General features: G+C 76.0%; 20 protein-coding genes and 1 pseudogene. 7 read left to right on the top strand and 14 right to left on the bottom strand.

Annotated elements, in window-relative coordinates; translation table 11 throughout:
• Positions 1–8: 8 nt before the first annotated feature.
• Genes ACI79L_RS07375 through ACI79L_RS07350 form a run of 6 tightly spaced genes read right to left on the bottom strand, consistent with a single transcriptional unit; the run spans position 9 to position 5833 of the window.
• Positions 9–965 (bottom strand): ACP S-malonyltransferase, encoded by a 957-nt coding sequence (locus tag ACI79L_RS07375; RefSeq protein ID WP_456936148.1) that lies wholly within the window; start codon positions 963–965, stop codon positions 9–11.
• Positions 962–1453 (bottom strand): SRPBCC family protein, encoded by a 492-nt coding sequence (locus tag ACI79L_RS07370; protein WP_456936147.1) that lies wholly within the window; start codon positions 1451–1453, stop codon positions 962–964. The genes ACI79L_RS07375 and ACI79L_RS07370 overlap by 4 nt, the downstream gene beginning before the upstream one ends.
• A 28-nt stretch (positions 1454–1481) precedes the next feature.
• Positions 1482–3224 carry an acetyl-CoA carboxylase biotin carboxylase subunit gene (locus ACI79L_RS07365; RefSeq protein ID WP_456936146.1) on the bottom strand — a complete coding sequence of 581 codons (1743 nt, stop codon included), beginning with the start codon at positions 3222–3224 and terminating at the stop codon, positions 1482–1484.
• The gene (gene accB / locus ACI79L_RS07360; protein ID WP_456936145.1) at positions 3221–3727 is read right to left on the bottom strand and encodes an acetyl-CoA carboxylase biotin carboxyl carrier protein; all 507 of its coding nucleotides are present in this window, start codon (positions 3725–3727) and stop codon (positions 3221–3223) included. Before accB ends, ACI79L_RS07365 begins: the two co-directional genes overlap by 4 nt.
• Before the next feature lie 37 nt (positions 3728–3764).
• Positions 3765–5522 carry an acetyl-CoA carboxylase carboxyltransferase subunit alpha gene (locus ACI79L_RS07355; RefSeq protein ID WP_456936144.1) on the bottom strand — a complete coding sequence of 586 codons (1758 nt, stop codon included), beginning with the start codon at positions 5520–5522 and terminating at the stop codon, positions 3765–3767.
• Positions 5519–5833 carry a TcmI family type II polyketide cyclase gene (locus ACI79L_RS07350; RefSeq protein ID WP_456929754.1) on the bottom strand — a complete coding sequence of 105 codons (315 nt, stop codon included), beginning with the start codon at positions 5831–5833 and terminating at the stop codon, positions 5519–5521. The genes ACI79L_RS07355 and ACI79L_RS07350 overlap by 4 nt, the downstream gene beginning before the upstream one ends.
• A gap of 441 nt (positions 5834–6274) precedes the next feature.
• Here ACI79L_RS07350 and ACI79L_RS07345 point away from each other — a divergent pair, with 441 nt between their 5' ends.
• Together ACI79L_RS07345 and ACI79L_RS07340 are read left to right on the top strand one after the other, a co-directional pair.
• Positions 6275–6967 (top strand): LuxR C-terminal-related transcriptional regulator, encoded by a 693-nt coding sequence (locus tag ACI79L_RS07345; protein WP_456936143.1) that lies wholly within the window; start codon positions 6275–6277, stop codon positions 6965–6967.
• 361 nt (positions 6968–7328) lie between these two features.
• Positions 7329–8009, top strand: coding sequence for a LuxR C-terminal-related transcriptional regulator (locus ACI79L_RS07340; protein WP_456936142.1), 681 nt, complete (start codon positions 7329–7331; stop codon positions 8007–8009).
• 26 nt (positions 8010–8035) lie between these two features.
• Here ACI79L_RS07340 and ACI79L_RS07335 read toward each other — a convergent pair whose 3' ends face one another.
• Positions 8036–8917, bottom strand: coding sequence for an ABC transporter permease (locus tag ACI79L_RS07335; protein ID WP_456936141.1), 882 nt, complete (start codon positions 8915–8917; stop codon positions 8036–8038).
• Complete coding sequence (locus ACI79L_RS07330; protein ID WP_456936140.1) at positions 8914–9930, bottom strand: ABC transporter ATP-binding protein; 1017 nt, start codon at positions 9928–9930, stop codon at positions 8914–8916. The genes ACI79L_RS07335 and ACI79L_RS07330 overlap by 4 nt, the downstream gene beginning before the upstream one ends.
• A 343-nt stretch (positions 9931–10273) precedes the next feature.
• Between ACI79L_RS07330 and ACI79L_RS07325 the strand changes: the two genes are divergently transcribed.
• Positions 10274–11611, top strand: a complete 1338-nt coding sequence (locus ACI79L_RS07325; protein ID WP_456936139.1) for a right-handed parallel beta-helix repeat-containing protein — start codon at positions 10274–10276, stop codon at positions 11609–11611.
• 60 nt (positions 11612–11671) lie between these two features.
• Here ACI79L_RS07325 and ACI79L_RS07320 read toward each other — a convergent pair whose 3' ends face one another.
• Genes ACI79L_RS07320 through ACI79L_RS07300 form a run of 5 tightly spaced genes read right to left on the bottom strand, consistent with a single transcriptional unit; the run spans position 11672 to position 17634 of the window.
• Entirely contained in the window at positions 11672–12355 is a 684-nt protein-coding gene (locus ACI79L_RS07320; RefSeq protein WP_456936138.1) for an SRPBCC family protein, read from the bottom strand.
• Positions 12352–14763, bottom strand: coding sequence for an aerobic carbon-monoxide dehydrogenase large subunit (gene cutA / locus ACI79L_RS07315; RefSeq protein ID WP_456936137.1), 2412 nt, complete (start codon positions 14761–14763; stop codon positions 12352–12354). The genes ACI79L_RS07320 and cutA overlap by 4 nt, the downstream gene beginning before the upstream one ends.
• Positions 14760–15278, bottom strand: a complete 519-nt coding sequence (locus ACI79L_RS07310; RefSeq protein WP_456936136.1) for a (2Fe-2S)-binding protein — start codon at positions 15276–15278, stop codon at positions 14760–14762. The genes cutA and ACI79L_RS07310 overlap by 4 nt, the downstream gene beginning before the upstream one ends.
• Positions 15275–16150 carry an FAD binding domain-containing protein gene (locus tag ACI79L_RS07305; protein WP_456936135.1) on the bottom strand — a complete coding sequence of 292 codons (876 nt, stop codon included), beginning with the start codon at positions 16148–16150 and terminating at the stop codon, positions 15275–15277. Before ACI79L_RS07305 ends, ACI79L_RS07310 begins: the two co-directional genes overlap by 4 nt.
• Positions 16147–17634 carry a uracil-xanthine permease family protein gene (locus ACI79L_RS07300; protein ID WP_456936134.1) on the bottom strand — a complete coding sequence of 496 codons (1488 nt, stop codon included), beginning with the start codon at positions 17632–17634 and terminating at the stop codon, positions 16147–16149. The genes ACI79L_RS07305 and ACI79L_RS07300 overlap by 4 nt, the downstream gene beginning before the upstream one ends.
• A gap of 183 nt (positions 17635–17817) precedes the next feature.
• Here ACI79L_RS07300 and ACI79L_RS07295 point away from each other — a divergent pair, with 183 nt between their 5' ends.
• Genes ACI79L_RS07295 through ACI79L_RS07285 form a run of 3 tightly spaced genes read left to right on the top strand, consistent with a single transcriptional unit; the run spans position 17818 to position 21387 of the window.
• The gene (locus ACI79L_RS07295) at positions 17818–19317 is read left to right on the top strand and encodes an FdrA family protein (protein ID WP_456936133.1); all 1500 of its coding nucleotides are present in this window, start codon (positions 17818–17820) and stop codon (positions 19315–19317) included.
• Positions 19314–20723, top strand: a complete 1410-nt coding sequence (locus ACI79L_RS07290) for a DUF1116 domain-containing protein (RefSeq protein ID WP_456936132.1) — start codon at positions 19314–19316, stop codon at positions 20721–20723. Before ACI79L_RS07295 ends, ACI79L_RS07290 begins: the two co-directional genes overlap by 4 nt.
• A gap of 52 nt (positions 20724–20775) precedes the next feature.
• Positions 20776–21387, top strand: coding sequence for a hypothetical protein (locus ACI79L_RS07285; protein ID WP_456936131.1), 612 nt, complete (start codon positions 20776–20778; stop codon positions 21385–21387).
• Between the two features lie 3 nt (positions 21388–21390).
• On the opposite strand, the gene ACI79L_RS07280 is transcribed toward ACI79L_RS07285, so the two are convergent.
• A complete protein-coding gene (locus ACI79L_RS07280; RefSeq protein WP_456936130.1) occupies positions 21391–22155 on the bottom strand; it encodes a DUF2470 domain-containing protein in 765 nt (254 codons plus the stop codon).
• A 130-nt stretch (positions 22156–22285) separates the two neighbouring features.
• On the opposite strand from ACI79L_RS07280, the pseudogene ACI79L_RS07275 reads away from it, so the two are divergent.
• Positions 22286–22411, top strand: a pseudogene (locus ACI79L_RS07275) (30S ribosomal protein S4); the annotation flags it as partial.
• Positions 22412–22441: the final 30 nt, after the last annotated feature.

The following is a 22441-nucleotide window of genomic DNA, read 5'->3' as shown; positions in this document are numbered from 1 at the left end:
GGAGCGGGTCAGGTGGGGAGCGAGCCCGCGAGCGCGGGGCCCGGGACGTCGGCGGGGACGGGGGCGGGCGCCCCGGTGGCCAGGGAGAGGGGCAGGTCCGGCTGCACCTGGGCGACCAGCGGCCCCAGCACCGGGACGGCGCCGATCTCGACGACCGACGTCGCGCCGGCGCCGGCCAGCGCCCGGGAGGTGGCCTCCCATAGCACCGGCGCGGTGAGGTGGCGGCGCAGCGCCGAGCGCAGCCGCCCGGGGTCGCGGGTCGGCTCGCCGTCGGCGTTGGGGACGACGGGCACCAGGGGGACCGACCAGTCCAGGTCGGCCAGCGCGGTCGCCAGGTGCGCGGCGACCGGCGCCATCAGCGGCCCGTGGCACGGCGCCCGGCCGGGCAGCCGCACCAGCTCCAGGCCCGCCCCGCGGACGACCTCGGCCGCGCGGGCGAGCTCGGTGCGGCCGCCGGACAGCACCGCGCGCTGCGGGGCGTCGAGGGCGGCGACGCACAGCGGGCCGTCGTCGCCGACCGCCGCGACGGCGGCGCGGGCGACCTGCTCCGCGCCGGGGCCGAGGACGGCGGCCAGGCCCGCGCAGGAGGGCCTCGGCGCCAGGCACAGCAGCTCGGCGCGCCAGTGCACCAGCTCGACGACCTGGTCGAGCTCGAGGGCGCCGGCGGCTACGAGCGCGGCGAACTCGCCCACGCCGTGCCCGGCGACGACCGCCGGGAACAGGCCGCGGGCGGTCAGGCTGCGGTAGCCGGCCACCCCGGTCACGACGACCTCGAGGTGCGTCGCGACGGGGTCGGGTGCGGTCGCGGGGTCCCGCCACCAGGCGGCGACGTCGCGGCCGACGACGGCGTCGACCTCGGACACGGTGGCCGCGGCCACCGGGTCGGCCAGCCACGGGTCGACCATGCCCGGGCGGGAGCCCTCCTCCCCGGGCAGGACGACCGCGGGACCCCGCGCCGCGGTCACCCCACCGCTCCCCGGGTCGCGGCCGCCTCGACCTTGTCGCGGATGATCCCCATCTGGACCTTGCTGTTCGCGTCGATCCGCCGGGTCATCGTCTCGGTGTCGACCGGGGCCTCCGGCCGCATCCGGAAGTCCTGCACCCAGCGCATCCGGGTGCCGCCGTCCTCGGCCGTGTAGCTCCAGTGGATGTCCATGAACTCGAACGGCCCGGGCTCCACGCGGCGCGCGCGCACCTCGTGGGTGGCCGGGTCGAGGGTCCGCTCGGACACCCAGCTCCACACCCGGCCGGACTCGTCGGGGTGCATGGTCAGCCGGAACCGGAACCAGGTGTCGGTGGACTCGAGGACCTCCACGCTGCGGTACTCGGTGAACAGGTCCGGCCAGGACCGCAGGTCGTTGGTCATCGTCCAGACGTGCTCGAGGTCGGCGTCGATGAGGATCGAGTTGTCGGTGTGGCCGACGGTCAGGGCGCGCGGGTCGGTGCTGGTCATGTCGGGTGCTCCCTCGGGACGGGGTGGGCTACGCCGGCTGCGCCTGGGCCGCGCACACGGCCTCGACGATGTCGCCGAACGTGTAGTTGTCGGGGCTGTCGTCGGGCATCGCGGTGCCGAAGCGGTCCTGCAGCTCGGTCTGCATGGACAGGAAGGCGAGCGAGTCCAGGCCGACGTCGGCGAAGCGGGCGTCGGGGTCGGCGGTGTGCGCCTCGGCCGGCAGGCCCGCCTTCTCGGTGAGCAGCTGCATGAGGTCGGCCTGGGTGAACGGGGCAGCGGACATGGGTGGGTCCTCCTCGGGACGGGAGTGGGGGACGGACGCCGGACCGGCGGGGGCGCCGGACGGGACGAGGTGCAGCGCGCCGCGCGAGGCGGGCAGGGCCGGCTCCCGGGACGCGGCGATGGCCACGGCGCGGGCCACCAGGTCGGGCAGCCGGCGGTCGAGGAACTGGACGTCGTGCCGGTCGGCGCGCACGTCGGGGTCGCGCAGCAGCGCGCGGTGCAGGGCGGCGGTGGTGTGCACGCCGGGGCCCTCGACGCGCAGCTCGGCCAGCGCCCGGTCCATCCGGCGCACGGCCTGCTCGCGGTCGGGCGCCCAGACGACGAGCTTGCCCAGCAGGGAGTCGTAGTGCGGGCTGACCTCGTCGCCCTGGCGGTAGCCGGTGTCGAAGCGGGTCCACGGGCCGTCGGGGACGCGCAGCACGTCGAGCCGGCCGGGGGCGGGGGCGAACCCGCGGGCGGGGTCCTCGGCGTTGATCCGGCACTCGATCGCCGCGCCGCGCACCACGACGTCCTCCTGCCGCAGCCGCAGCCGCTCGCCGCCGGCCACCAGCAGCTGCTCGCGGACCAGGTCCACGCCGGTCAGCAGCTCGGTGACCGGGTGCTCGACCTGGATGCGGGCGTTCATCTCCATGAAGTACGCGCGCCCGGCGTCGTCGACGAGGAACTCCACGGTCCCGGCGCCGGTGTAGCCGACCGACAGCGCGCCGCGGACCGCCAGCTCGCCGAGCCCGGCCCGCTGCTCGGGCGTGAGGTGCCCGGCCGGGCCCTCCTCCAGCAGCTTCTGGTGCCGGCGCTGCAGCGAGCAGTCGCGCTCGCCGAGGTACACGCCCGCGCCGTGGGCGTCGCAGAGCACCTGGACCTCGACGTGCCGGGCGCCGGACAGATAGCGCTCGACGTAGACGGTGGGGTCGCGGAACACCGCCCGGGCGACGGTGCGGGTGGTGGCGAACGCCTCGGCGAAGTCGGCGGGGTCGTGCACCACCGTCATGCCCCGGCCGCCGCCGCCGGCCGCGGCCTTGATGATCACCGGATAGCCGATCTCCGCGGCGATCGCCAGGCCCTCCTCGGCGGTGCGCACCGGGTCCACCACGCCGGGCAGCAGCGGCAGGCCGGCCGCGGCCATCAGCCGCCGCGCGGTGGCCTTGTTGCCCATCTGCTGCATGACCTCCGGCGGCGGGCCGACGAAGGTCAGCCCCTCGGCCTCGCAGATCTCGGCGAAGTCGGGGTCCTCGGAGAGGAAGCCGTAGCCGGGGTGCACGGCGTCGGCGCCGCTGCGCAGGGCCGCCTCGACGACGTTCGGCACGTGCAGGTAGCTCGCCCGGGGCGCCGGGGGGCCGATGTGCACCGCCTCGTCGGCCATCTCGACGACGGCGGAGCGCCGGTCGGCGGTGGAGTAGACGGCGACCACCTCGATGCCGAGCTCCCGGCAGGCGCGGGCGACCCGGACGGCGATCTCGCCGCGGTTGGCGACGAGCAGCCGGCCGATCACCGCGGCCCCCCGGACGGGCGCAGCAGCAGCAGGACCTGGTCGTACTCGACCGACTCGGCGTCGCCGACCCGGATCTCGGCCACCGCGCCCGCGGAGTCGGCCACGATCGGGTTCATCAGCTTCATCGCCTCGACGATCCCGAGCGTCTGGCCGGCCTCGACCTCGTCGCCGACCCGCACGAACGGCTCGGCGCCGGGGGAGGGTGCGGCGTAGAACGTGCCCACCAGCGGCGCCCGGACGGCGACGGTGCCCTCGGGGACCTCGGGCTCCTCGCCCGCCGGCTGCGGGACCGCGGCCGGGCCGGGCGGCGCGGCCACGGCCTGCAGGCCGCCGGGCACCGGCGCCGGCGCCGGCGGGGCGGCCGCGGGGACGGCGTCGGCCGCCCACTCCACCTCGACGGCGCGGTCGCCGCTGCGGACGGTCAGCCGGCGCAGCGGCCCGGGCAGGGCGCGGGCGAGCTCGACGACCTCGTCGCGCAGGCTGCGGCCCTCGTCCCCGGCCACGGGTTCCTCCCCCGCCTGTCCCGGCCGCGCCGGCAGCTCAGCGGGCCGCATCCCCGCCACCCCCCTCGGGTGCGGGGGCGACGACGCGCAGCGGCCGGTCGCCGTCGCCGCCGATGCGGGCCAGCCGGGCGGCCCGGGTGCCGAGCAGGGTGCCGACGTCGAGCCGGGCGAGCTCGTCGAGCTCGCGCACCAGCGCGGCGCGGACCAGGCCGGCGGCCGCGAGCGGGTCGGCGTCCGCGCCGCCGGGCGGCTCGGGCACCACCGAGGTGGCGATGCCGCTGGCCCGCAGGTGCGGCGCGCCCAGGCGCATGGCCCGCGCGGCGGTGGGCGCGGCGGTCGCCGTCCGCCAGAGGATCGCGGCGCAGCCCTCCGGGCTGATCACCGACAGGTAGGCGTTCTCCAGGACCAGCAGCCGGTCGGAGGTGCACAGCGCGAGCGCCCCGCCGCTGCCGCCCTCGCCGGTCAGCACCGCGACGACGGGCACCCGCAGCCGGCTGCTGCGCATGATCGTCTCGGCGATCGCGTGCGCCTGGCCGCGCTCCTCGGCCGCCGGCCCGGGGTGCGCCCCGGGGGTGTCGACCAGCGTGACCACCGGCAGGCCGAAGGTCTCGGCGTGGCTCATCAGCCGCATCGCCTTGCGGTAGCCCTCGGGGTGCGGCATGCCGAAGTTGCGGGCCACCCGCTCGCGGACCGAGTGGCCCTTCTCGTGGCCGATCACCACGACCGGGCGCCCGTCGAGGACGGCCACCCCACCGACGACGGCCGGGTCGTCGGCGAACGCGCGGTCGCCGTGCAGCTCGACGAAGTCGTCGAAGACGGTGTGCAGGTAGTCCAGCGTCGTGGGCCGGCCCGCGACCCGGGCCCGCTGGACGACGTCCCAGGCGTCCGCGTCGGGCGCGTCGTCCGCCGGGGTCCCGTCCCGGGGCGCCTCCGGCGCCGGCGCCGGGGCGGTGACCGGGGGAGGAGCCGGACGGCGGCCGTGCAGCTCGAGCAGCCGCGCCAGCAGCGGGCGCAGCTCCGCGCGGCTCTCTACCCGGTCGACCAGGCCGTGGGCCAGCAGGAACTCCGCCGTCTGGAAGTCGCTGGGCAGCTCGGCCCGGATGGTCTCCTGCACCACCCGCGGGCCGGCGAAGCCGACGTGCGCGCCGCGCTCGCCGACCAGGACGGCGGCCAGGGTGGCGAACGACGCCGACACCCCGCCGTAGGTGGGGTCGGTGAGCACGCACACCGACAGCAGGCCGGCCTCGTGCAGCTGGGCGAAGGCGTGGCTGACCCGCGCCATCTGGAACAGCGAGAACACGCCCTCCTGCATGCGGGCGCCACCGCTGGCGCAGACGGTCACCAGGGGCAGGCCGCGCTGCAGGGCGAGGTCCGCGGCCGCGCTGACGCGGCGGCCCACCTCGATGCCCATGCTGCCGCCGAGGAAGCCGAAGTCCATCGCGGCGAGGACCACCGGGGTGCCGCCGATGCGGGCGGTGCCGAGCACGACGGCCTCGCTCTCGCCGGAGCGGGCGGCGGCCTCGTGCAGCCGGTCGCGGTAGTCGCGCAGGTCGGTGAAGGCCAGCGGGTCGGCGGGCCCGGGCGGGCAGGCGTGCTCGTCGAAGCTGCCGTCGTCGGCCAGCAGCGCGATCCGGGCGCGGGCGCCCAGCCGCAGGTGGTGGTCGCACTCGGGGCAGACCGACAGGTTGCGGTCCAGGCGCTTGCGGTACAGCAGCCAGCCGCAGCTGGGGCAGCTCACCCAGTCGACCGTCCCGGGCGCCGCGGCGTGCGGCCGGGCCGGCGTCGTCGCGGTCACGACCGCTCCGCCGACCACTCGTAGAACCGGCGCGCCATGGCGTCCCGCGGCGACCGCCAGTTCGGGTCGTAGGCGACGATGTAGGGCCGCAGCTCCTCGCTGACCGCCCGGAACGCCGGCAGCGACTGGGCGACCGCCATGGCCTCCTGCTCGGGGCGGTCGAACTCGATCAGGTGCACGTAGAGGTCGTGGAAGGTGAACAGCGACCGGTGCCGCACCCCGATCTCGTACGGCATCGACGTCGCGTCGGAGCGGGCGAAGACGTCGGCGACCTTGTCCGCGTCGGCGGGGGTCATCCTCGCGATGATCATCGTCTGGTGCACGGGCACTCCAGCGTCGCTGTGGGCCGGCAGGGGGCCGGCGGACCGGTGCGGCCGGCGGGCCGGGGACGGATGCCCGGCGACGCTAGGGCGGCGGCGCGGCCGTCCGACAGCGCCACGGGTCGGATCCGTCGCGCCCGCCCGGGGGAGGGTCCGGCCGGTCGCCGGGGCGGGCACCGGCCGGAGGGGGTGGCGCGTCCCCCGGCCCAGCGCCCGCGGACGGGGGCGAGGCCGTCCTTCTGGCCGGGGGACCACGACCCGGGTATGAAATCCGGCGGCTCATCGCGCTCACCGCGTCGCAGACCGGTGGCGTCAGGTCACCGTCCGTCGCTAGCTTCCGGGTCCTGGGAGAACGGCACGGGGGCCGGACCTGAGCGGAGCGGACGCATGGGCGGCGAGCCAGGGGAGAGCGTTCCCCCACCGCGGGACGGGGTGCGGCCCCCGGGGGCCCCGGCGCGCGTCCTGATCTGCGACGACCACGAGGTGCTGCGGCACGGCCTGCGCGCCGTGCTGCGCTGGGCGCCGGACCTCGTCGTCGTCGCGGAGGCGGCCGACGCGACGCGGGCGCTGGAGCTGGCCACCGAGCTGCACCCCGACGTCACGCTGCTCGGCCTGGGCGCCCAGGGGCCGGCGATGACCGACCTGGTGCGGGACCTGACCGCGGCCGGCACCCGGGTCGTCCTGCTCGGCGAGGCCGGCAGCGGCAGCGACCTGGTCGAGGCGCTGCGCGCCGGCGCGCGCGGCTACGTCTACACGACCGTCAGCTCCGACCGGCTGGTCGAGGGGGTGCGGGCCGTGGTGCGCGGCGAGACGCTGCTCGACGCCGCCGTCACCGGGGAGCTGCTGCACCACCTCGACGGCGCGCGGAGCTCGGCCGGGACCGACGAGCCGGGTGGGCGCAACCCGCTCACCGCCCGGCAGCAGGCGGTGTCCGAGCTGGTGGCCGAGGGCCTGACCAATGCGGAGATCGCCACCCGGCTGCAGGTGAGCCGGGCGACCGTGAAGGGCCACATCACCGTCGCGCTGCGCCGGCTGGGACTGCGCGACCGGACGCAGCTGGCCATCCACGTCAACCGCACCGCCCGGCCCGGCAGCGGGTGGGAGGCCGGGCCCGTCGGCGGCTGACCTCCGTGCCCGGTCCGACACTCTCCGTACAGGCCCGGCGTACACGCCGGGAGGACTCCCGCGCCGCATGCACACGAAGCTGGACGCCACCTGTGAACGCCGTGCAGATTGCCTGGCAGCACCGGACGGTTGCGCGCTACCGTTCGGCACGTCCGATTGAGACGGACGGGTTCCACCCGGCCGGAGACCCCGGTCCAGGGCCCGTCAGCCACCCGGACAGGGGGAATGCATGAGCTCCGACGACGTCCTGCGGGGTCCAGGCCCCGCCGCGCCGAGACCACGGCGCCCCGTCGGCCCGGCACCCGGCGTGCCGCTCACGGGACGGGGCGCCCCGCCCCGCCCGCGCCCGGTCCCGCACCCGGTGCGCCCGCTCGCCATCCGGCCGCCGTCCAGCCTGGTCCGGGTGCTGCTGTGCGAGGACCGGGAGGTCTTCCGGCTGGGGCTGCGGGAGGTCCTCGAGGCCGAGCCGGACATGGCCGTCGTCGCCGAGACCCACCACCTGCCCGGGGCGCTCGCCGCCGTCGACGACGTGCCCACCCAGGTCGTCGTCGCCCGCCAGGGCCTGGTCGAGGGCGCCACGCTGCCGCTGCTGCGCGACCTCTGCCGCCGGGGGACCGCGGTCCTCGTGCTGGCCGAGCCGCGCGAGGCCGGGCCCGAGCTGGTGCACGTGCTGCGGGCCGGGGTGCGGGGCTACCTGCCGCGCTGCTCGGCCGCCGCGCGGCTGGTCGAGGCCGTGCGCGCGCTGGCCCGGCACGAGCCGGCCATCGACTCCTCGGCCACCAGCCAGCTGGTGCGCTACCTGACCGACCCCACGCCGCCGGCCGAGGCGCCCGACCGCGCGCTGGACCGGCTCACCGACCGGCAGCGGGAGGTCGCCGAGCTGGTGGCCCAGGGGCTGAGCAACGAGGAGATCGCGCGCCGGCTGTTCCTGAGCCTCGCGACGGTGAAGAGCCACCTCACCGCCTCGATGCGGCGGCTGGGCCTGCGCAGCCGGACCCAGCTGGCCATCCTCGTCAACCGGGACCACTCGCCCGCGGCGTGAGGCGGCCTCCCTGCGGGGAGGCCGCCTCAGCTGAGGTCGCGGCGGGCCAGCAGCACCGCGGTCAGGGCGACGGCGCCGGCGAGGAAGGCGCCCAGCACCCAGGCGGCCTGGCCGCCGTCGACCACCGCGACGACGCCCGGCGTGCGCACCGGATCCCCGGCCAGCGCGGCCACCAGCGACCCGGCGTTGACCCCCGGCAGCGCCCGCTGCACGGTGTCGAAGACCTCGAGCAGCGGCGCGGCCACGTTGACCACCAGGCTCTCGACGGCGAGCACCCACACCAGGCCCAGCCCGATGGCCAGCGCGGTGCCGCGCAGCGCCGTCCCGAGCAGCATGCCGAGGACGCCCCACGTGGCGGCCACGAGCAGGCCGCCGCCGAAGCCGCGGGCGACCTCCCCGATCCCGGGCCAGTCGGCGGGCGCGGACTCGACCCCGGCGATCAGCGCGCTGACCCCCGCGGTGAGCGCGAGGCTGAACGCGACCGTGCCGGCGAGGACGGTGAGCAGGGCCAGCACCTGGCCCGCGAGGACGGTGGTCCGCCGCGGCCCCTGGGCGAGCAGCGTCTTGAGCGTCCCCCAGCCGTACTCGCTGCCGGCCAGCAGCGCGCCGAGGGTCAGCAGCAGCGCGCCGCCGAACAGCGGCAGGCCCGACAGCGCATTGCCGACCAGCCGGTCGGGCAGCGTGTCGGCCAGCAGCGCCTCCGGCGGGCTGCCCTCGTAGGAGGAGCCGCGCCGGTAGCTGGTGTAGGGGATGACCAGGCTGAACACCAGCTGCAGCGCGGGCCACAGGCCGAGCAGCACCCAGGTGGCCGGGCGGCGGCGCAGCTTGAGCAGCTCGGCGCCGACGATCGCCGGCAGGGAGCCGGCGGAGCGGGGGACCGGCCCCGCGACGGCGGCCGCCGCGCTCACCGGGCACCCCGGCGGGTCCGGCGCGTGGGCGCCGGCTCCGGAGGCGGGTCCCCGTCGGCCGCACGGTCGTCGGTGAGCTGCAGGAAGACCTCCTCCAGCGTGCGCGCCTCCTGCCGCAGCCCCGTGACGTCGACGTCGGCGCGGACCAGCGCGCGGTTGACCGCCGCCGTCTCGTCGGGCGCGGCCTGCAGGTGCAGCGCGCCGTCGACGACCGACACCCGGTCGGGCCCGAGCAGCCGCGACGCGACCGCCACGGCGGCGTCCAGCGGCTGCGCGTCGACGACGAGCCGGCCCAGGCCCCGCAGCTCCTCGACGGTGCTCTCCACCACCAGCCGGCCCGACGCCACCACCGCGACCCGGTCGCACAGGTGCTCGACCTCGCCGAGCAGGTGGCTGGACAGGACGACGGTGCGGCCCTCCGCGGCCAGCCGGCGGAGCAGGCCGCGCACCTCGCTGATGCCCGCCGGGTCCAGCCCGTTGGTGGGCTCGTCGAGGACGACCAGCTCCGGGTCCTTGAGCAGCGCCGCGGCGATGCCCAGCCGCTGCTTCATGCCCAGGGAGTAGGTGCCGAAGCGGTCGCCGGCGCGGTCGGTGAGGTCGACGGTGCCGAGCACCGCGTCGATGCGCGCCGTCCCGACGCCGGCGTACCGGGCGAGGACCCGCAGGTTGTCCCGGCCGGAGAGGAAGGGGTAGAGCCCGGGGCCCTCCACCAGTGCCCCGACCCCGGCCACCGACGTGCCCGCCGGGCGGCCCAGCACGGTGGCCGACCCGCTGGTCGGGCGCACCAGGCCGAGCAGCATGCGCAGCGTCGTCGTCTTGCCGGCGCCGTTGGGCCCGAGGAAGCCGAAGACCTCGCCGCGGCGCACCTGCAGCGACAGCGCGTCGACGACGGTCCGGGAGCCGTAGCGCTTGGTGAGCCGGTCGGTGGTGACCACCGTGTCGGCGAGGGACGGACCGGGCGCCGCCACTGGCGGTGCGGGGCGCCGGCCGACGGTCTCGGGGGCGGTCGTCATGCGGGGACTCTGCCCGCGCGCGTCTCGCGCTGTCGACGCTGCGAGGGTCCTTCGTCCCGAATCCGACCGGGGGCGTGCGACCTGGGGCGGAGGAGCCCTCCCGGGGTCGGTCGCCGTCCTCGCCCGGCGGTGGAACGGGCCCCTCCCCGGGCCGGTCGTACGACCTCGGGCGGGCCCAGGTTCACACCCCTGACCCGTGGACGCTCCTGTTCCGCCCGTGGATGGTGTGCCGCGTTGCCAGGTTCCTCACAGGTTCCCCGAGCGCTCCTCACAGGTCGCCGGGGCCCTGTCCCCGCCCCCGGGGCTGCTCCCGGGAGCGGCCGCAGACCAGAGAGGCCACGCCATGGACCCATCCACGACGACGAGGACGAGGACCCGCGCCCGAGCCGCACGCGTCACGGCGGCCGCGGGCGCGGGGGTCCTGCTCTTCGCCGCACTGCCCGCCGGGATCGCCTCGGCGAACGGCGGCCCCCGGACGTGGGACGTCAAGCCCGGTGAGTCGATCCAGGCCGTCGTCGACCAGGCCGCCTCGGGCGACACGATCCGGATCGCGCCCGGCACCTACACCGAGGCCGTCTGCGTCGTGGACAAGGGCCTGACGATCCAGGGCGCCGGCCGGAGCCAGACCACCATCCGGTGGAAGGGCGGGGAGCCCGCGCCGACGCCGTGCTGGGAGGCGACGAACGCCGCCGACCTCGAGGACGACGACGCCACCCTCGCCGACAACGTCTCCGGGCTGTTCTTCCTCAACCCGGACAGCCCCGTCGTGGTCAAGGACCTGCGCACGAAGAACCACACGGCGAACGGCATCGCCGCCTGGGGCGCCGACGGCTTCACGGTCACCAACACCAAGGGCATCGGCCACGACCGGTACGGCATCCTCGCGGCCGACTCGCGGCACAACCACATCGTGGGGAACATCGAGCAGGGCGTGGACCGGGCCGGCCCGGGCGAGGCGCCGGACTCCGGCACCGCCGGCATCTCCGTCGGTGACTCGGCGAACTCCGAGTCGCTCATCGCCCACAACCAGGTGGACGGCTACAACCTCGGCATCTTCCTCCGCGAGTCCAGCGGCGGGAAGGTCGAGGCCAACACGGTGACCGGCAACTGCATCGGGATCCTGACCTTCGACGACTCCGGCACGGAGATCCCCGACCGCACCCGCAACGTCGAGGGCGGCGACTGGCGGATCACCGGCAACACGTCGGCGGCCAACAACCGGTGGTGCCTGCAGGGCCGCGAGGGAGACCAGCGGATCTCCGGCGTCGGCATGGCCGTGGTCAACGCATCCCACGTCCAGGTGAGCGGCAACGTCATCCGGGACCACGTCCCGACCATCCCGCCCGCGCGGTTCATCCCGCCGAACGCGCCGCCGCTGACCTTCCCGACCGGTGGACTCGTGCTGCTGACCTTCCTGCCGCCGCCCCCGCCGGCGCCGCAGGGCATCGCGAACCCGGGACAGGTGTCCCACGTCGCGGTCGTGGCCAACACCTTCGGCGACAACCGCGGGTTCGTGTTCGACCCGGCGACGGGTGGTTCGCAGCTCGGAAGGGTCGACATCCACGTCGTGCCGCCGATCCCGCCCTTCATCGGGGCGCCCGGTCCGGGCCTGCAGTTCCGCGACAACGCCTGCGACGGCAGCATCCCGCCCGACATCTGCGGGAACCCGCTGCCGCTCTGATCCGCACCACCCCGCCCGAGGGCGGTCCCGGCACCCGCCGGGGCCGCCCTCGGCGCGCGTCTAGCGGCGGCGGCCGAGCAGCCAGCCGACGAGGACGCCGAGCAGGGTGAGCCCCGCACCGCCGAGCGCGCCGACGGCGAGGGTCTGCAGCTCCGACGACGGCGCCGCCGCGGGGGCCTTCGCGCCGCGGAAGACCTGCGGCTCGGGTGCGGCCGGCGCCCCCGCGGGAACGGCCGCGGGCACCTCGGTGGAGCTCACCGCGGCCGAGGTCGCGCGGGCGGCGGCCGGCGCGGCGGCCACGGGGGCGCCCTCGGTGAGCTCGCGGTCGATCGCGGCGAAGAACTGCCCGGCCATCCGCTTGGCGACGCCGGAGATCATCCGCTGCCCGACCCCGGCCACCGGCCCGCCGACGACGGCGTCGGCCGAGTAGCTGAGCGTCGTCCCCTCCTCGTGCGGCTCCAGGGCGATGTCCACCTTCGCCCGCACGTTGCCCGGGGCGCCGGCGCCGGAGGCGTGCATGACGTAGGACGAGTGCGGCTGCTGGTCGGTCAGCCGGACCTCGCCGGCGTAGGTGCCGCGGATGGCGCCCACGCCGACCGAGACGTCCATCCGGTACTCGTCCTCGCCGGTGCGCTGCAGCGACTCGCAGCCGGGGATGGTCCGCGCGAGCACGGCCGGGTCGGTGACGACCCTCCAGACCTCCTCGGGCGTGCCGTGCAGCACCGCCGAGCCGTCGAGGTTCACGCGGGCACTCCCGTCTGGAGGGACGTCTGCGTCCGCTCCGCCGTCTCGTCTCTCATCAGGTCGTACAGCTCGGTCGGCGAGATCGGCATCGACGCGATCCGCCGTCCGGTGGCGTCCTCGATCGCCGAGGCGATCGCCGCCGTCCCGGGGATGACCCCCGCCTCGCCGGCGCCCTTGATCCCCAGCGGGTTCAGGGGCGACGGCGTCTCCTGGTGGTCGATGACCACGTCGGGCACCTCGGAGGCGTAGGGCATGAGGAAGTCCATGAACGACGCGTTCTGCAGCTGCCCGTCGGCGTCGTAGGCCATCCGCTCGTACAGCGCGCCGCCCACGCCCTGCGCGACGCCGCCGTGCACCTGGCCCTCGACGATCATCGGGTTCACCACGTTGCCGCAGTCGTGCACGACCGCGTACCGGACGACGTCGATCTCCCACGTCCGCGGGTCGATCTCCACCACGGCGGCGTGCGCGCCGGACGCGAACGTCGAGCGGATCGGCGAGTAGTAGTCGCGGTGCTCCAGGCCCGGCGCGTCCCCGGGCGCGACCGGCGGCTTGCTGTCGTCGTGCGTGGCGAACTGGGTGGCCTGCTTGGCCGCCTCGTCGAAGGCGTAGCGCAGCGGGTTGGACAGGACGGCGACCGTGCGCAGCGGGATCGACGCCCCCGGCGTCCCCTTGACCTGCACCTGGCCCTCGTCGATCTCCAGGTCCTCGGGGTTGGCCTCGAGCACCTCGGCGGCGATCCGCAGCGCCTTCTCCCGCACCCCGCGGGCGGCCAGCGCGACGGCGTTGCCGCTCATCACCGCGGCGCGCGAGGCGAACGTGCCGACGGCGTACCCGAAGCGCCGGGTGTCGCCGGTGTGCACCTCGACGTCCTCGATCGGCACCCCCAGTTCGGAGGCGACGATCTGCGCGAACACCGTCTCGTGCCCCTGGCCCTGCGAGGTGAGCCCGGTGGAGACCAGCACCTTGCCGCTGCCGAGCACCTGCACGTGCCCGCCCTCGTAGGGACCGGGCCCGGTGCCCTCCACGTAGAGCGCCATGCCGACGCCGAGCAGCTTCCCGCGCGCCTGCGCGTCCGCGCGCAGCGCGGCGGCCTCGTCCCAGCCGACCAGCGCGACGAGCTTGTCCAGCAGCCCGGGGTAGTCGCCGGAGTCGTAGATCACCGGCCGGCCGTCCTGGAACGTCAGGCGGTGGTCGTAGGGGAACCGGTCGGGCGTGATCAGGTTCCGCCGGCGCACCTCGGCGCGGTCGAGGCCGAGCGCGTCGGCGATGCGGTCCATCGTCCGCTCCATCGCGTAGCAGCCCTGCGGCCGCCCGGCCCCGCGGTAGGGCGTGACGATGACGGTGTTGGTGTAGACGCTCTCGACGACCACCCGGTACACGGGGATCACGTACGGGCCGACCAGCTGGGTCGCCGTCACGATCGGGACGATGATCCCGTAGGGCGTGTAGGCGCCGTTGTCGTGCCAGACGTGCACGTCGAGCGCGGTGATCCGGCCGTCGTCGTCGTACCCGACGGTGATCTCCTGCCGCTGCTGGCGCTCGTGGGCGCTGGAGACGAAGTGCTCGCGCCGGTCCTCGGCCCACTTGACCTCGCGGCCCAGCCGGATCGCCGCCATCGGCACCAGCAGTTCCTCGGGCCACGGGTGCACGATCTTGACGCCGAAGCCGCCGCCGACGTCGGGGGCGATCACCTCGACGCGGTCCAGCGACAGCTCGAGCTTGGCGGCGATCGCCGCGCGCACCGACGTCGAGGCCTGGGTGCTGGAGTGCACGCGCAGGCTGCCGTCGTCGGCGTCCCAGCGGGCGTGCACGCCCTTGCCCTCCAGGGGCGTGCAGGCGCTGCGCTCGATGTACTGGGTGAACGACAGCGTGTGCGGGGCGGCGGCCAGCGCCGGCTCGACGTCGCCGGTCTCCTGGTGGTGCCGGGCGGCGACGTTGTCGGGGATCTCCTCGTGGACGGCGTGCTCGGCGGCCCGGGCGGCGTCCACCCCGACGACGACCGGCAGCTCCTCGTAGGTGACGACGATCCGCTCGGCGGCGTCCTCGGCGACGTACCGGTCGGTGGCCACGACCATGACGACCGGCTCGCCGACGTGGTTGACCTCGCCGTTGGCCAGCGGGTACCCGGTGCGCGGCGCGTGCAGCTGCGGGTGGGGGATGAGCACCGGCAGCGGCTCGGCCATCGGGCCGGTGAGGTCCTCGTAGGTGTAGATCGCGACCAGGCCCTCGACGTCCAGCGCCGCCTCGACGTCGACGTCGACGACGCGGGCGTGCGCGTGCGGGCTGCGCACGAAGGCCGCGGCCAGCGCGCCGGCGCCGATGTCGTCGAGGTAGCGGCCGCGGCCGGTGATGAGGCGGGCGTCCTCGCGCCGGCGGACCGGCTCCCCGAACAGCTTGGTGGTCACGGTGCCTCCTCCCGCATCGCGGCGGCGGCGTGCCGGACGGCCTTCTTGATGTTGGCGTAGCCGGTGCACCGGCAGAGGTTGCCGCCGACGAGCTCGTCGACCTCCTCCTCGGTGATCTCCGTGCCCGCGTCCCGCGCCTCGAGGCCCGCGGCGATCGTCACCAGGAAGCCCGGCGTGCAGAACCCGCACTGCAGGGCGTGGCACTCGCGGAAGGCCTCCTGCACCGGGTGGAGCACCTGCCCGCTCTGGTGGTCCTCGCGGGCCAGGCCCTCGACGGTGGTCACCTCCGCGCCGTCGACCTGCACGGCGAGCACCAGGCAGGAGCGCACCGGGTCGCCGTCGACGAGCACCGTGCACGAGCCGCAGACGCCGTGCGCGCAGCCGACGTGCGTGCCGGTCAGCCCGAGGTCGTCGCGCAGCGCGTCGGCGAGCACCCGGCGCACCGGGACGGTCACCTCCCGCGGGACGCCGTTCACCGTCACGCGGACGGTCCGCTCCGTGTCGACGGAGGTCATGCGGCGGTCCTCTCGATCGCCTCGGCGGCCGCCTCGGCGAGCGTCCGTTCCGTGAGCACGCCGACCAGCAGCCGGCGGTAGTCGGCGCTGGCGTGGATGTCGGTGTCGGGGTCGACCAGCGTGCGGGCCAGCGCGCCGGCCGCGGCCCAGTCGGCGCTGTCGACGGGCTTGCCGGCGACGGCCTCGGTGAGGTCGTGCACCTCGGGCACCAGCCCGACCGACAGGTAGGAGGCGCGGACGGCGGCCACCCGGCGCTCCGCGTCGAGGGTCACGACGACGCCGGCCCCGCAGACGGCGTAGTCCCCCTTGCGCCGGGCGATCTCGGCGAAGGCGGTGCCCGAGCGCTCGGGCAGGGCGGGGAAGAACGCGTCGACGACGACCGCGCCGCCGGGCAGCGAGGTCTCCAGCGGCCCGACGAACAGGTCCTGCCAGCCGACGGTCTCCCGGCCGGCCGGCGTCGCCACGGTCACCGAGCCGCCGGTGAGGGCGAGCACCGAGGTCATCTCCCCGGAGGGGTCGGCGTGCGCGATCGACCCGACCGTCGTCCCGCGGTTGCGGATGGCCGGGTGGGCGACGTTCGCCGTCGCCCGGGCCAGCAGCGGCTGGACCCGGGCGGCGGCGTCGTCGCGGAGCAGCCGCGCGTGCCGGACGAGGGCGCCCACCCGCACGCCGTCCCCGGTCGCCTCGACGGCGTCGAGGCCGGGCACCCGGTTGACGTCGACCAGCGTGGCCGGCGCCGCCAGGCGCATCGCCAGCAGCGGCAGCAGCGACTGCCCGCCGGCGAGCACCTTGGCGCCGGGCTCGGCGGCCAGGACGTCGAGCGCCTCGTCGAGGGACCGGGGGTCGGCGTAGCGGAAGGGTGCGGGCTTCACCTGTCGAGCGTCCCCTTGCGGGTGTCGACACCGGGCCGGCCCACCTGGTCCACCGACGACGGGTCGGCGCTGTACTCGCGCGCCCCGGGGCCGTACTCGTGCGCCCCGGCGTGGCCGAGCGCGGGGCCCGTGCCACCGGCGTACTCGCGCTCGGCCAGGAGCGCGGCCTTCATCTCCGCCGGCGCGAGGGCGCGGGCGACGTGCCAGCCGAGCACCGCCACGATGGTGCCCAGGGCGATGCCGCCCAGCGAGAAGGTGTCGGTGATCTGCAGGTTCACGTTGCCGATGGCGATGATGATGCCCGCGGCGAGCGGCACGAGGTTGATCGGGTTGGCGAAGTCGACCCGGTTCTCCTTCCAGATCTTCGCGCCGAGCAGGCCGATCATCCCGTAGAGGACGACGGTGATCCCGCCCAGCACGCCGCCCGGGATGATGTTGATCAGGGCGCCGAACTTCGGGCAGAGGCCGAGCAGGATCGCCACGAGGGCCGCCACGTAGTAGGCCGCCGTCGAGTAGACGCGGGTGGCGGCCATGACGCCGATGTTCTCGGCGTAGGTGGTGGTCGGGGAGCCGCCGACCGAGGAGGCCACGACGGTGGCGACACCGTCGGCGGCGATCGCCCGGCCCATGTACGGGTCCAGGTCGCGCTTGGTCATCTCGGCGACGGCCTTCACGTGGCCGGCGTTCTCCGCGACCAGCGCGATGACGGCGGGCAGCACCAGGAGGCTGAAGTTGAGGGAGAAGCTGGGCGCGGTGAAGTCGGGGAGGCCGAACCAGTCGGCCTGGGTGACGGAGTCGAAGTTGATCCGGTCGCGGGTGACGACCTCGCCGGTGCCGTCGGGCGAGGTGATCTGGCCTGCGGTCGCGTCGAGCAGGATCGACAGCAGGTAGCCGAAGACGAGGCCGAGCAGGATCGAGATGCGGGCCCAGAAGCCGCGCAGCAGCAGCGAGGCGACGATGACGAAGGACATCGTGGCCAGCGCCACCCACTGGTCCTGGGGCCAGTAGATGCCGGCGACCACCGGGGCCAGGTTGAAGCCGATCAGGAGCACGACCGCGCCGGTCACCGCCGGCGGCAGGATCGCGTGCAGGAACCGGACCCCGGCGAAGTGGATGAGCACGCCGACCAGCGCCAGCACGACGCCGGAGACCAGGATCGCGCCGACGACGTCGCCGGAGTCGCCTCCCTGCGCCCGGACGGCGACGACGCCGCCGACGAACGAGGCGCTGGTGCCCAGGTAGCTCGGCACCTTCCCGTTCACGATGAGCAGGAAGATGATCGTCGCGATCCCGCTCATCATGATCGCCAGGTTCGGGTCCAGGCCCATGACGATCGGGAAGACGAAGGTCGCGCCGAACATCGCGACGACGTGCTGGGCGCCGATGCCGATGGTGCGGGGCCACGACAGTCGCTCGTCGGGCGCGACGGCCTCGCCCAGTGGCGGCGTCTTGCCGTCGCCGTAGAGCTTCCAACCGAACGCCATGGGGTCCTCCTCGCGAGGCACAGCCGATGCGGGCCGGGAGGTGCCGCCACCCCCGGGAGGCCGTCACAGTGTCACGCGACACGCCGCCGCGAAAGTGCCTCACCGCTAAATCTTCGACCGGAAACAAGATCGTTGCGCCGCCGATATCTCACCGCTGAGGGATCTCCCGGTACGGTCGGCGGGGTGAGCGATCCAGGCCCCGGAGAGGGCGTCCGGCACGTCTCCCTGCGCAGCGGTGTCTACGCCGACTCGGTGCGGTTGATGCAGGTCAGCCGCGACGTCGGCGCCCGCGAGGGCGTCACCGCCGTCCTCGTGGCCATGGCCACGCCGCTCAACGTCGAGCTCGCCGCGGGCATGAGGCTGGCGCCCGAGGGGACCCCCGCGCCCGACCAGCTGCTGATCGCCGTCCGGGCCGTCGACGACGACGCGCTGGCCGCCGCGGTGGCCGCCGTCGACGCCGCCCTGGCCGAGCGCGAGCGCTCCCGCGCCACCGCCGACGCGCAGCCGGCCCGCACGATCGGCGCCGGCCTCGACGACCTCGAGCCGGGCGCCCCGGCGCTGGCGATCGTCAGCGTCCCCGGGCAGTACGCCGCGCTCGAGGCCGCCGACGCGATCGCCGCCGGCCGCAGCGTGCTGGTCTTCTCCGACGGCGTCCCGGTCGAGCAGGAGGTCGCGCTCAAGCGCGCCGCGCACGCGGCCGGGGTGCTGGTCATGGGCCCCGACTGCGGCACCGCGATCGTCTCCGGCGTCGCGCTCGGCTTCGCCAACGTGGTGCGCCCCGGCCCGGTCGGCGTCGTCGCGGCGTCGGGGACCGGCGCGCAGCAGGTGTCCTGCCTGCTCGACGCGGCCGGCGTCGGCGTCTCGCACGTGATCGGCGTCGGCGGGCGCGACCTGTCCGAGGCCGTCGGCGGGCTGGCCACCCTCGACGCGCTGGCGGCGCTGGACGCCGACCCGGCCACCGAGCGGGTGCTCGTCGTCTCCAAGCCGCCGGCGCCGTCGGTGGCCGAGGCGGTGGAGCGGGCCGCCGCGGGGCTGGCCACGCCGGTCCGGTCGGCCGCGCTGTCGCCGGAGACACCCGACCTCACCGCCGCCGTCGAGGCGCTGCTGGCCGACATGGGGCTCGACGTCCCGGTCTGGCCGTCGCGGCCCGGCCCGGGGGAGGCCGCGCTGCCCGGCGCGGTCCTCAAGGGCCTCTACTCCGGCGGCACGCTGGCCGACGAGGCGATGCTCCTCGCCGCCCCGGTGCTCGGCGACGTCCGCTCCAACACCCCGCTGCGGCCGGAACTCGGCCTCGGGACGGACCTGTCCGCCCGCGGGCACGTGGTGATCGACTTCGGCGACGACGCCCTGACCGTCGGCCGCGCCCACCCGATGATCGACCCGACGCTGCGGCTGGAGGCGATCGCCCGGCTGGCCGACTCCGGCGAGCCCGCCGTGCTGCTGCTCGACGTCGTCCTCGGCCACGGTGCCGACGCCGATCCGGCGGCGGCCCTCGCGCCGGCGCTGACCGCCGCGCGCGAGCGCGCCCAGCTGCCGGTGGTGGTCGCACTGGTCGGCACCGAGGCCGACCCCCAGGGCTGGAGCCGCCAGGCCGACGCCCTCGCCGCGGCCGGCTCCGCGGTCTTCGCCTCCAACGCCGCGGCCACGCGGTACGCCCTCGACCTGCTGGGAGCGCAGCGATGAGCCTGGGTGGTCTGCTGGACGGCCCGCCGGCGGTGGTGGCCGCGGGCGTCGACGTCTTCTCCGGCGCGCTGCGCGCCCAGGGCGCGTCGGTGGCCGACGTCGACTGGCGGCCGCCGGGCTTCGGCGACGCCGCCGACCTCGCCGCGCTGGCGCTGGACCCGCGCCGCGCGGCGGCCAACCGGACGGCGGTCGAGCGGGTGCTGGCCGCGGGCTCGGTCCTGGTCGACGTCCGGCCGGCCCGCGAGGTGCTCGGCCTCGAGGGGCGCACGCTGCTGCACTCCGGCCCGCCGCTGACCTGGGAGGCGGCGTCGGGCCCGATGCGCGGGGCGCTCGTCGGCGCCTGCCTGTTCGAGGGCTGGGCGTCGACGGTGGAGGAGGCGGAGGCGCTGCTCGCCTCGGGCGGCGTGGAGCTCGAGCCGTGCCACCACCGCTCCGCCGTCGGCCCGATGGCCGGGGTGACCTCGCCGTCGATGTGGGCGTGGTGCCTGGAGGACCCGGTCAACGGCGGCCGGGCCTACTGCAACCTCAACGAGGGCCTCGGCAAGGTGCTGCGGATGGGCGCCTTCAACGAGGAGGTGCTCACCCGGCTGGCCTGGATGCGCGACGTCCTCGGCCCGCTGCTGGCCCGCGCGGTGCGCTCGATGGCCGAGCCGCTCGACGTCAAGGCCGTGCTCGCGCAGATGCTGCAGATGGGCGACGAGGGGCACAACCGCAACCGCGCCGGGTCGCTGATGACCCTGCGCGAGCTGTCCCCGGCGCTGGCCGCGCTCGACGCGCCGTCCGACGACGTCGCCGCCGCGCTGCGCTTCATCGGCGGCAACGAGCACTTCTTCCTCAACCTCGGCATGCCGACGGCGAAGCTGGCGATGGACGCCGCCCGCGACGTCCCCGGCTCGACGCTGGTCACCGTGATGGCGCGCAACGGCACCGAGTTCGGCGTGCAGACCGCCGGCACCGGCGACCGCTGGTTCACCGGCCCCGCGCAGACGCCCGTCGGCCTGTTCCTCGGCGACTACGGCCCCGAGGACGCCAACCCCGACATCGGCGACTCCGCGATCATGGAGACCTACGGCGTCGGCGGGTTCTCGATGGCCGCGGCGCCGGCGATCGTCCGCTTCGTCGGCGGCACCGTGCCCGACGCGCTGGCCACCACCGAGCGGATGTACCAGCTCACCCTGGCCGAGAACCCGGCGATGGCGATCCCGATCCTCGGCTTCCGCGGCGCCCCGACCGGCATCGACGTCCTCGCCGTGGCCCGCACCGGCTGGCTGCCGCAGATCAACACCGGCATGGCCGGGCGGGTGGCCGGCACCGGTCAGGTGGGCGCGGGCCTCGTGCAGCCGCCGCGGGAGTGCTTCGAGCAGGCGCTGGCCGCCCTCGCCGAGGAGGCCCGCGCCGCCGCCTGACCCGCGCCCGGTCACCTTGCCGGGGCCCGGGCGGTCGCACCAGGCTCGCTGCATGTGGACCAGCGCCTGGCCGGACGGCGAACCGGACGACGACGACCTGCGGCGGATGGGCGCGCCACAGAACGAGCTGCCGGTGGCCCTGCCGCAGAACGTGCTGCTCGCCCGCACCGACGACGCCGTGGTGGCCCTGGTGGGGATGCAGGTCCACTCGACGGGCCTGGCGTTCGACCTCGCCGTCCGCGTCCGTCCTGGGACGCTGTCCGGGACCGAGCTCCACGAGGTGCTCTGGCAGCCCGGCCCCGGGGCGCCACCGCTGCTCCTCGGACTCGAGCTGGCCGACGGCACCCGGGTGGACAACACCGGCGAGGCGGAGTGGGGCGGCGACGTCGTCTTCACCCAGGGGAGCGGCTCGGGCAGCGAGTACTCCGTGGACCACTCCTGGTGGCTGTCCCCGTTGCCGCCGGCCGGGCCGCTGACGGTCGTCGTGTGGTGCCCGGAGCTCGGCCTGCCGGAGACCAGCACGGTGATCGACGGGACAGCGATCCGCGCGGCCGCCGAGGGCGTGGTCGAGTTGTGGCCGTGGGAGCCGCCCCGACGGCGCGGCCCGGATCGACCGCGGCCCGCGCTGGAGATCCCGGAGGGCAGCTGGTTCGCCCGGCGATGACCGCTACGTCGGACCGCAGGTGAGCAGGGTGTCCAGCGCGGCGGCCAGGCCCTCCCCGCCGGTCAGCGGCGCCCGGAACGGCACGCGCAGGTCGTAGCAGGAGCGCCGCGCCTCGACGCGGAACCGCACGCCGTGCCGGTCCAGCCCGAGCAGGCGGACGTCGTCGCGCGGGCCGGCCCAGGCCCGCACCCGGCCGAGCAGGGTGTCCAGCGCCCCGGCGTGCGCGGCGGCGAGGCCGGACTCCGCGGCGCTCACCGGGTCCGGCCGCGCGTGCGCGAAGTCCTCGGGCTCCACCTCCGCCGCCGTCCCGGCGTCGGTGAGCAGCACCTCGGCGAGGTCCAGGCGCAGCAGCACCGCGCTCAGGCCGACGTCGAGCAGCGCGTCCGAGGGGCGGACGTCGGCGAGGTCCAGCAGCGCGGTCTGCACGCCGGCCGGGTGGACCGGGGTCAGCCAGCCGGACAGCTCCACCTGCCCGCGCACCGGGTGCTGCACCGGGAAGGGCGCGCGGTCGGTGACGGTCAGCCGCGCCGGCAGGTCGCCCAGCGGCGAGGTCCGCAGCGCCGCCGCCAGGCGCCCGTCCGCGGGGACGGCGACGAGCACCTGCCCGGCCGCCGTCGTCCCGGTGACCGTGACCTCGACCGCGCCGACGCCGACCGCGTGCAGCGCCGCCGAGGCGCAGGCGGCCACCGTGCGGGCGCGCTCGGCGGGGGAGGGCTGGGGGATGCCGGTGGTGCCCGAACCGGCGCGGGGGGAGGGGCCGGCGGTCATCGATCACCTCGGGGTCGGGATGCGGGTAAGGTGACCCTAACCTAACTCGACCACGGAGGTCCGGTTGAACACCCCGCGTCCCAAGGTCCGGCTCAGCCGCCGGCTCGGCCTGCCGCTCACCCCGAAGGCCGTGAGCTACTTCGAGCGCCGCCCCTACCCGCCGGGCGAGCACGGCCGCAAGCGCAAGCAGCAGAGCGACTACTCGACCCGGCTGCTGGAGAAGCAGCGGCTGCGGGCGCAGTACGACGTCAGCGAGACCCAGCTGCGCCGGGCGTTCGACCGGGCG

This window comes from Geodermatophilus sp. SYSU D00684, assembly GCF_054050455.1.
This window is presented reverse-complemented; position numbering and strand designations above follow the sequence as displayed.

Bases quoted from the DNA above. Each gene is read 5' to 3' on its own strand.
- ACI79L_RS07370 (WP_456936147.1), bottom strand. From the start codon at position 1,453: ATGACCAGCACCGACCCGCGCGCCCTGACCGTCGGCCACACCGACAAC.
- ACI79L_RS07350 (WP_456929754.1), bottom strand. From the start codon at position 5,833: ATGATCATCGCGAGGATGACCCCCGCCGACGCGGACAAGGTCGCCGAC.
- ACI79L_RS07330 (WP_456936140.1), bottom strand. From the start codon at position 9,930: ATGACGACCGCCCCCGAGACCGTCGGCCGGCGCCCCGCACCGCCAGTG.
- ACI79L_RS07325 (WP_456936139.1), top strand. From the start codon at position 10,274: ATGGACCCATCCACGACGACGAGGACGAGGACCCGCGCCCGAGCCGCA.
- ACI79L_RS07310 (WP_456936136.1), bottom strand. From the start codon at position 15,278: ATGACCTCCGTCGACACGGAGCGGACCGTCCGCGTGACGGTGAACGGC.
- ACI79L_RS07300 (WP_456936134.1), bottom strand. From the start codon at position 17,634: ATGGCGTTCGGTTGGAAGCTCTACGGCGACGGCAAGACGCCGCCACTG.
- ACI79L_RS07290 (WP_456936132.1), top strand. From the start codon at position 19,314: ATGAGCCTGGGTGGTCTGCTGGACGGCCCGCCGGCGGTGGTGGCCGCG.
- ACI79L_RS07285 (WP_456936131.1), top strand. From the start codon at position 20,776: ATGTGGACCAGCGCCTGGCCGGACGGCGAACCGGACGACGACGACCTG.
- ACI79L_RS07280 (WP_456936130.1), bottom strand. From the start codon at position 22,155: ATGACCGCCGGCCCCTCCCCCCGCGCCGGTTCGGGCACCACCGGCATC.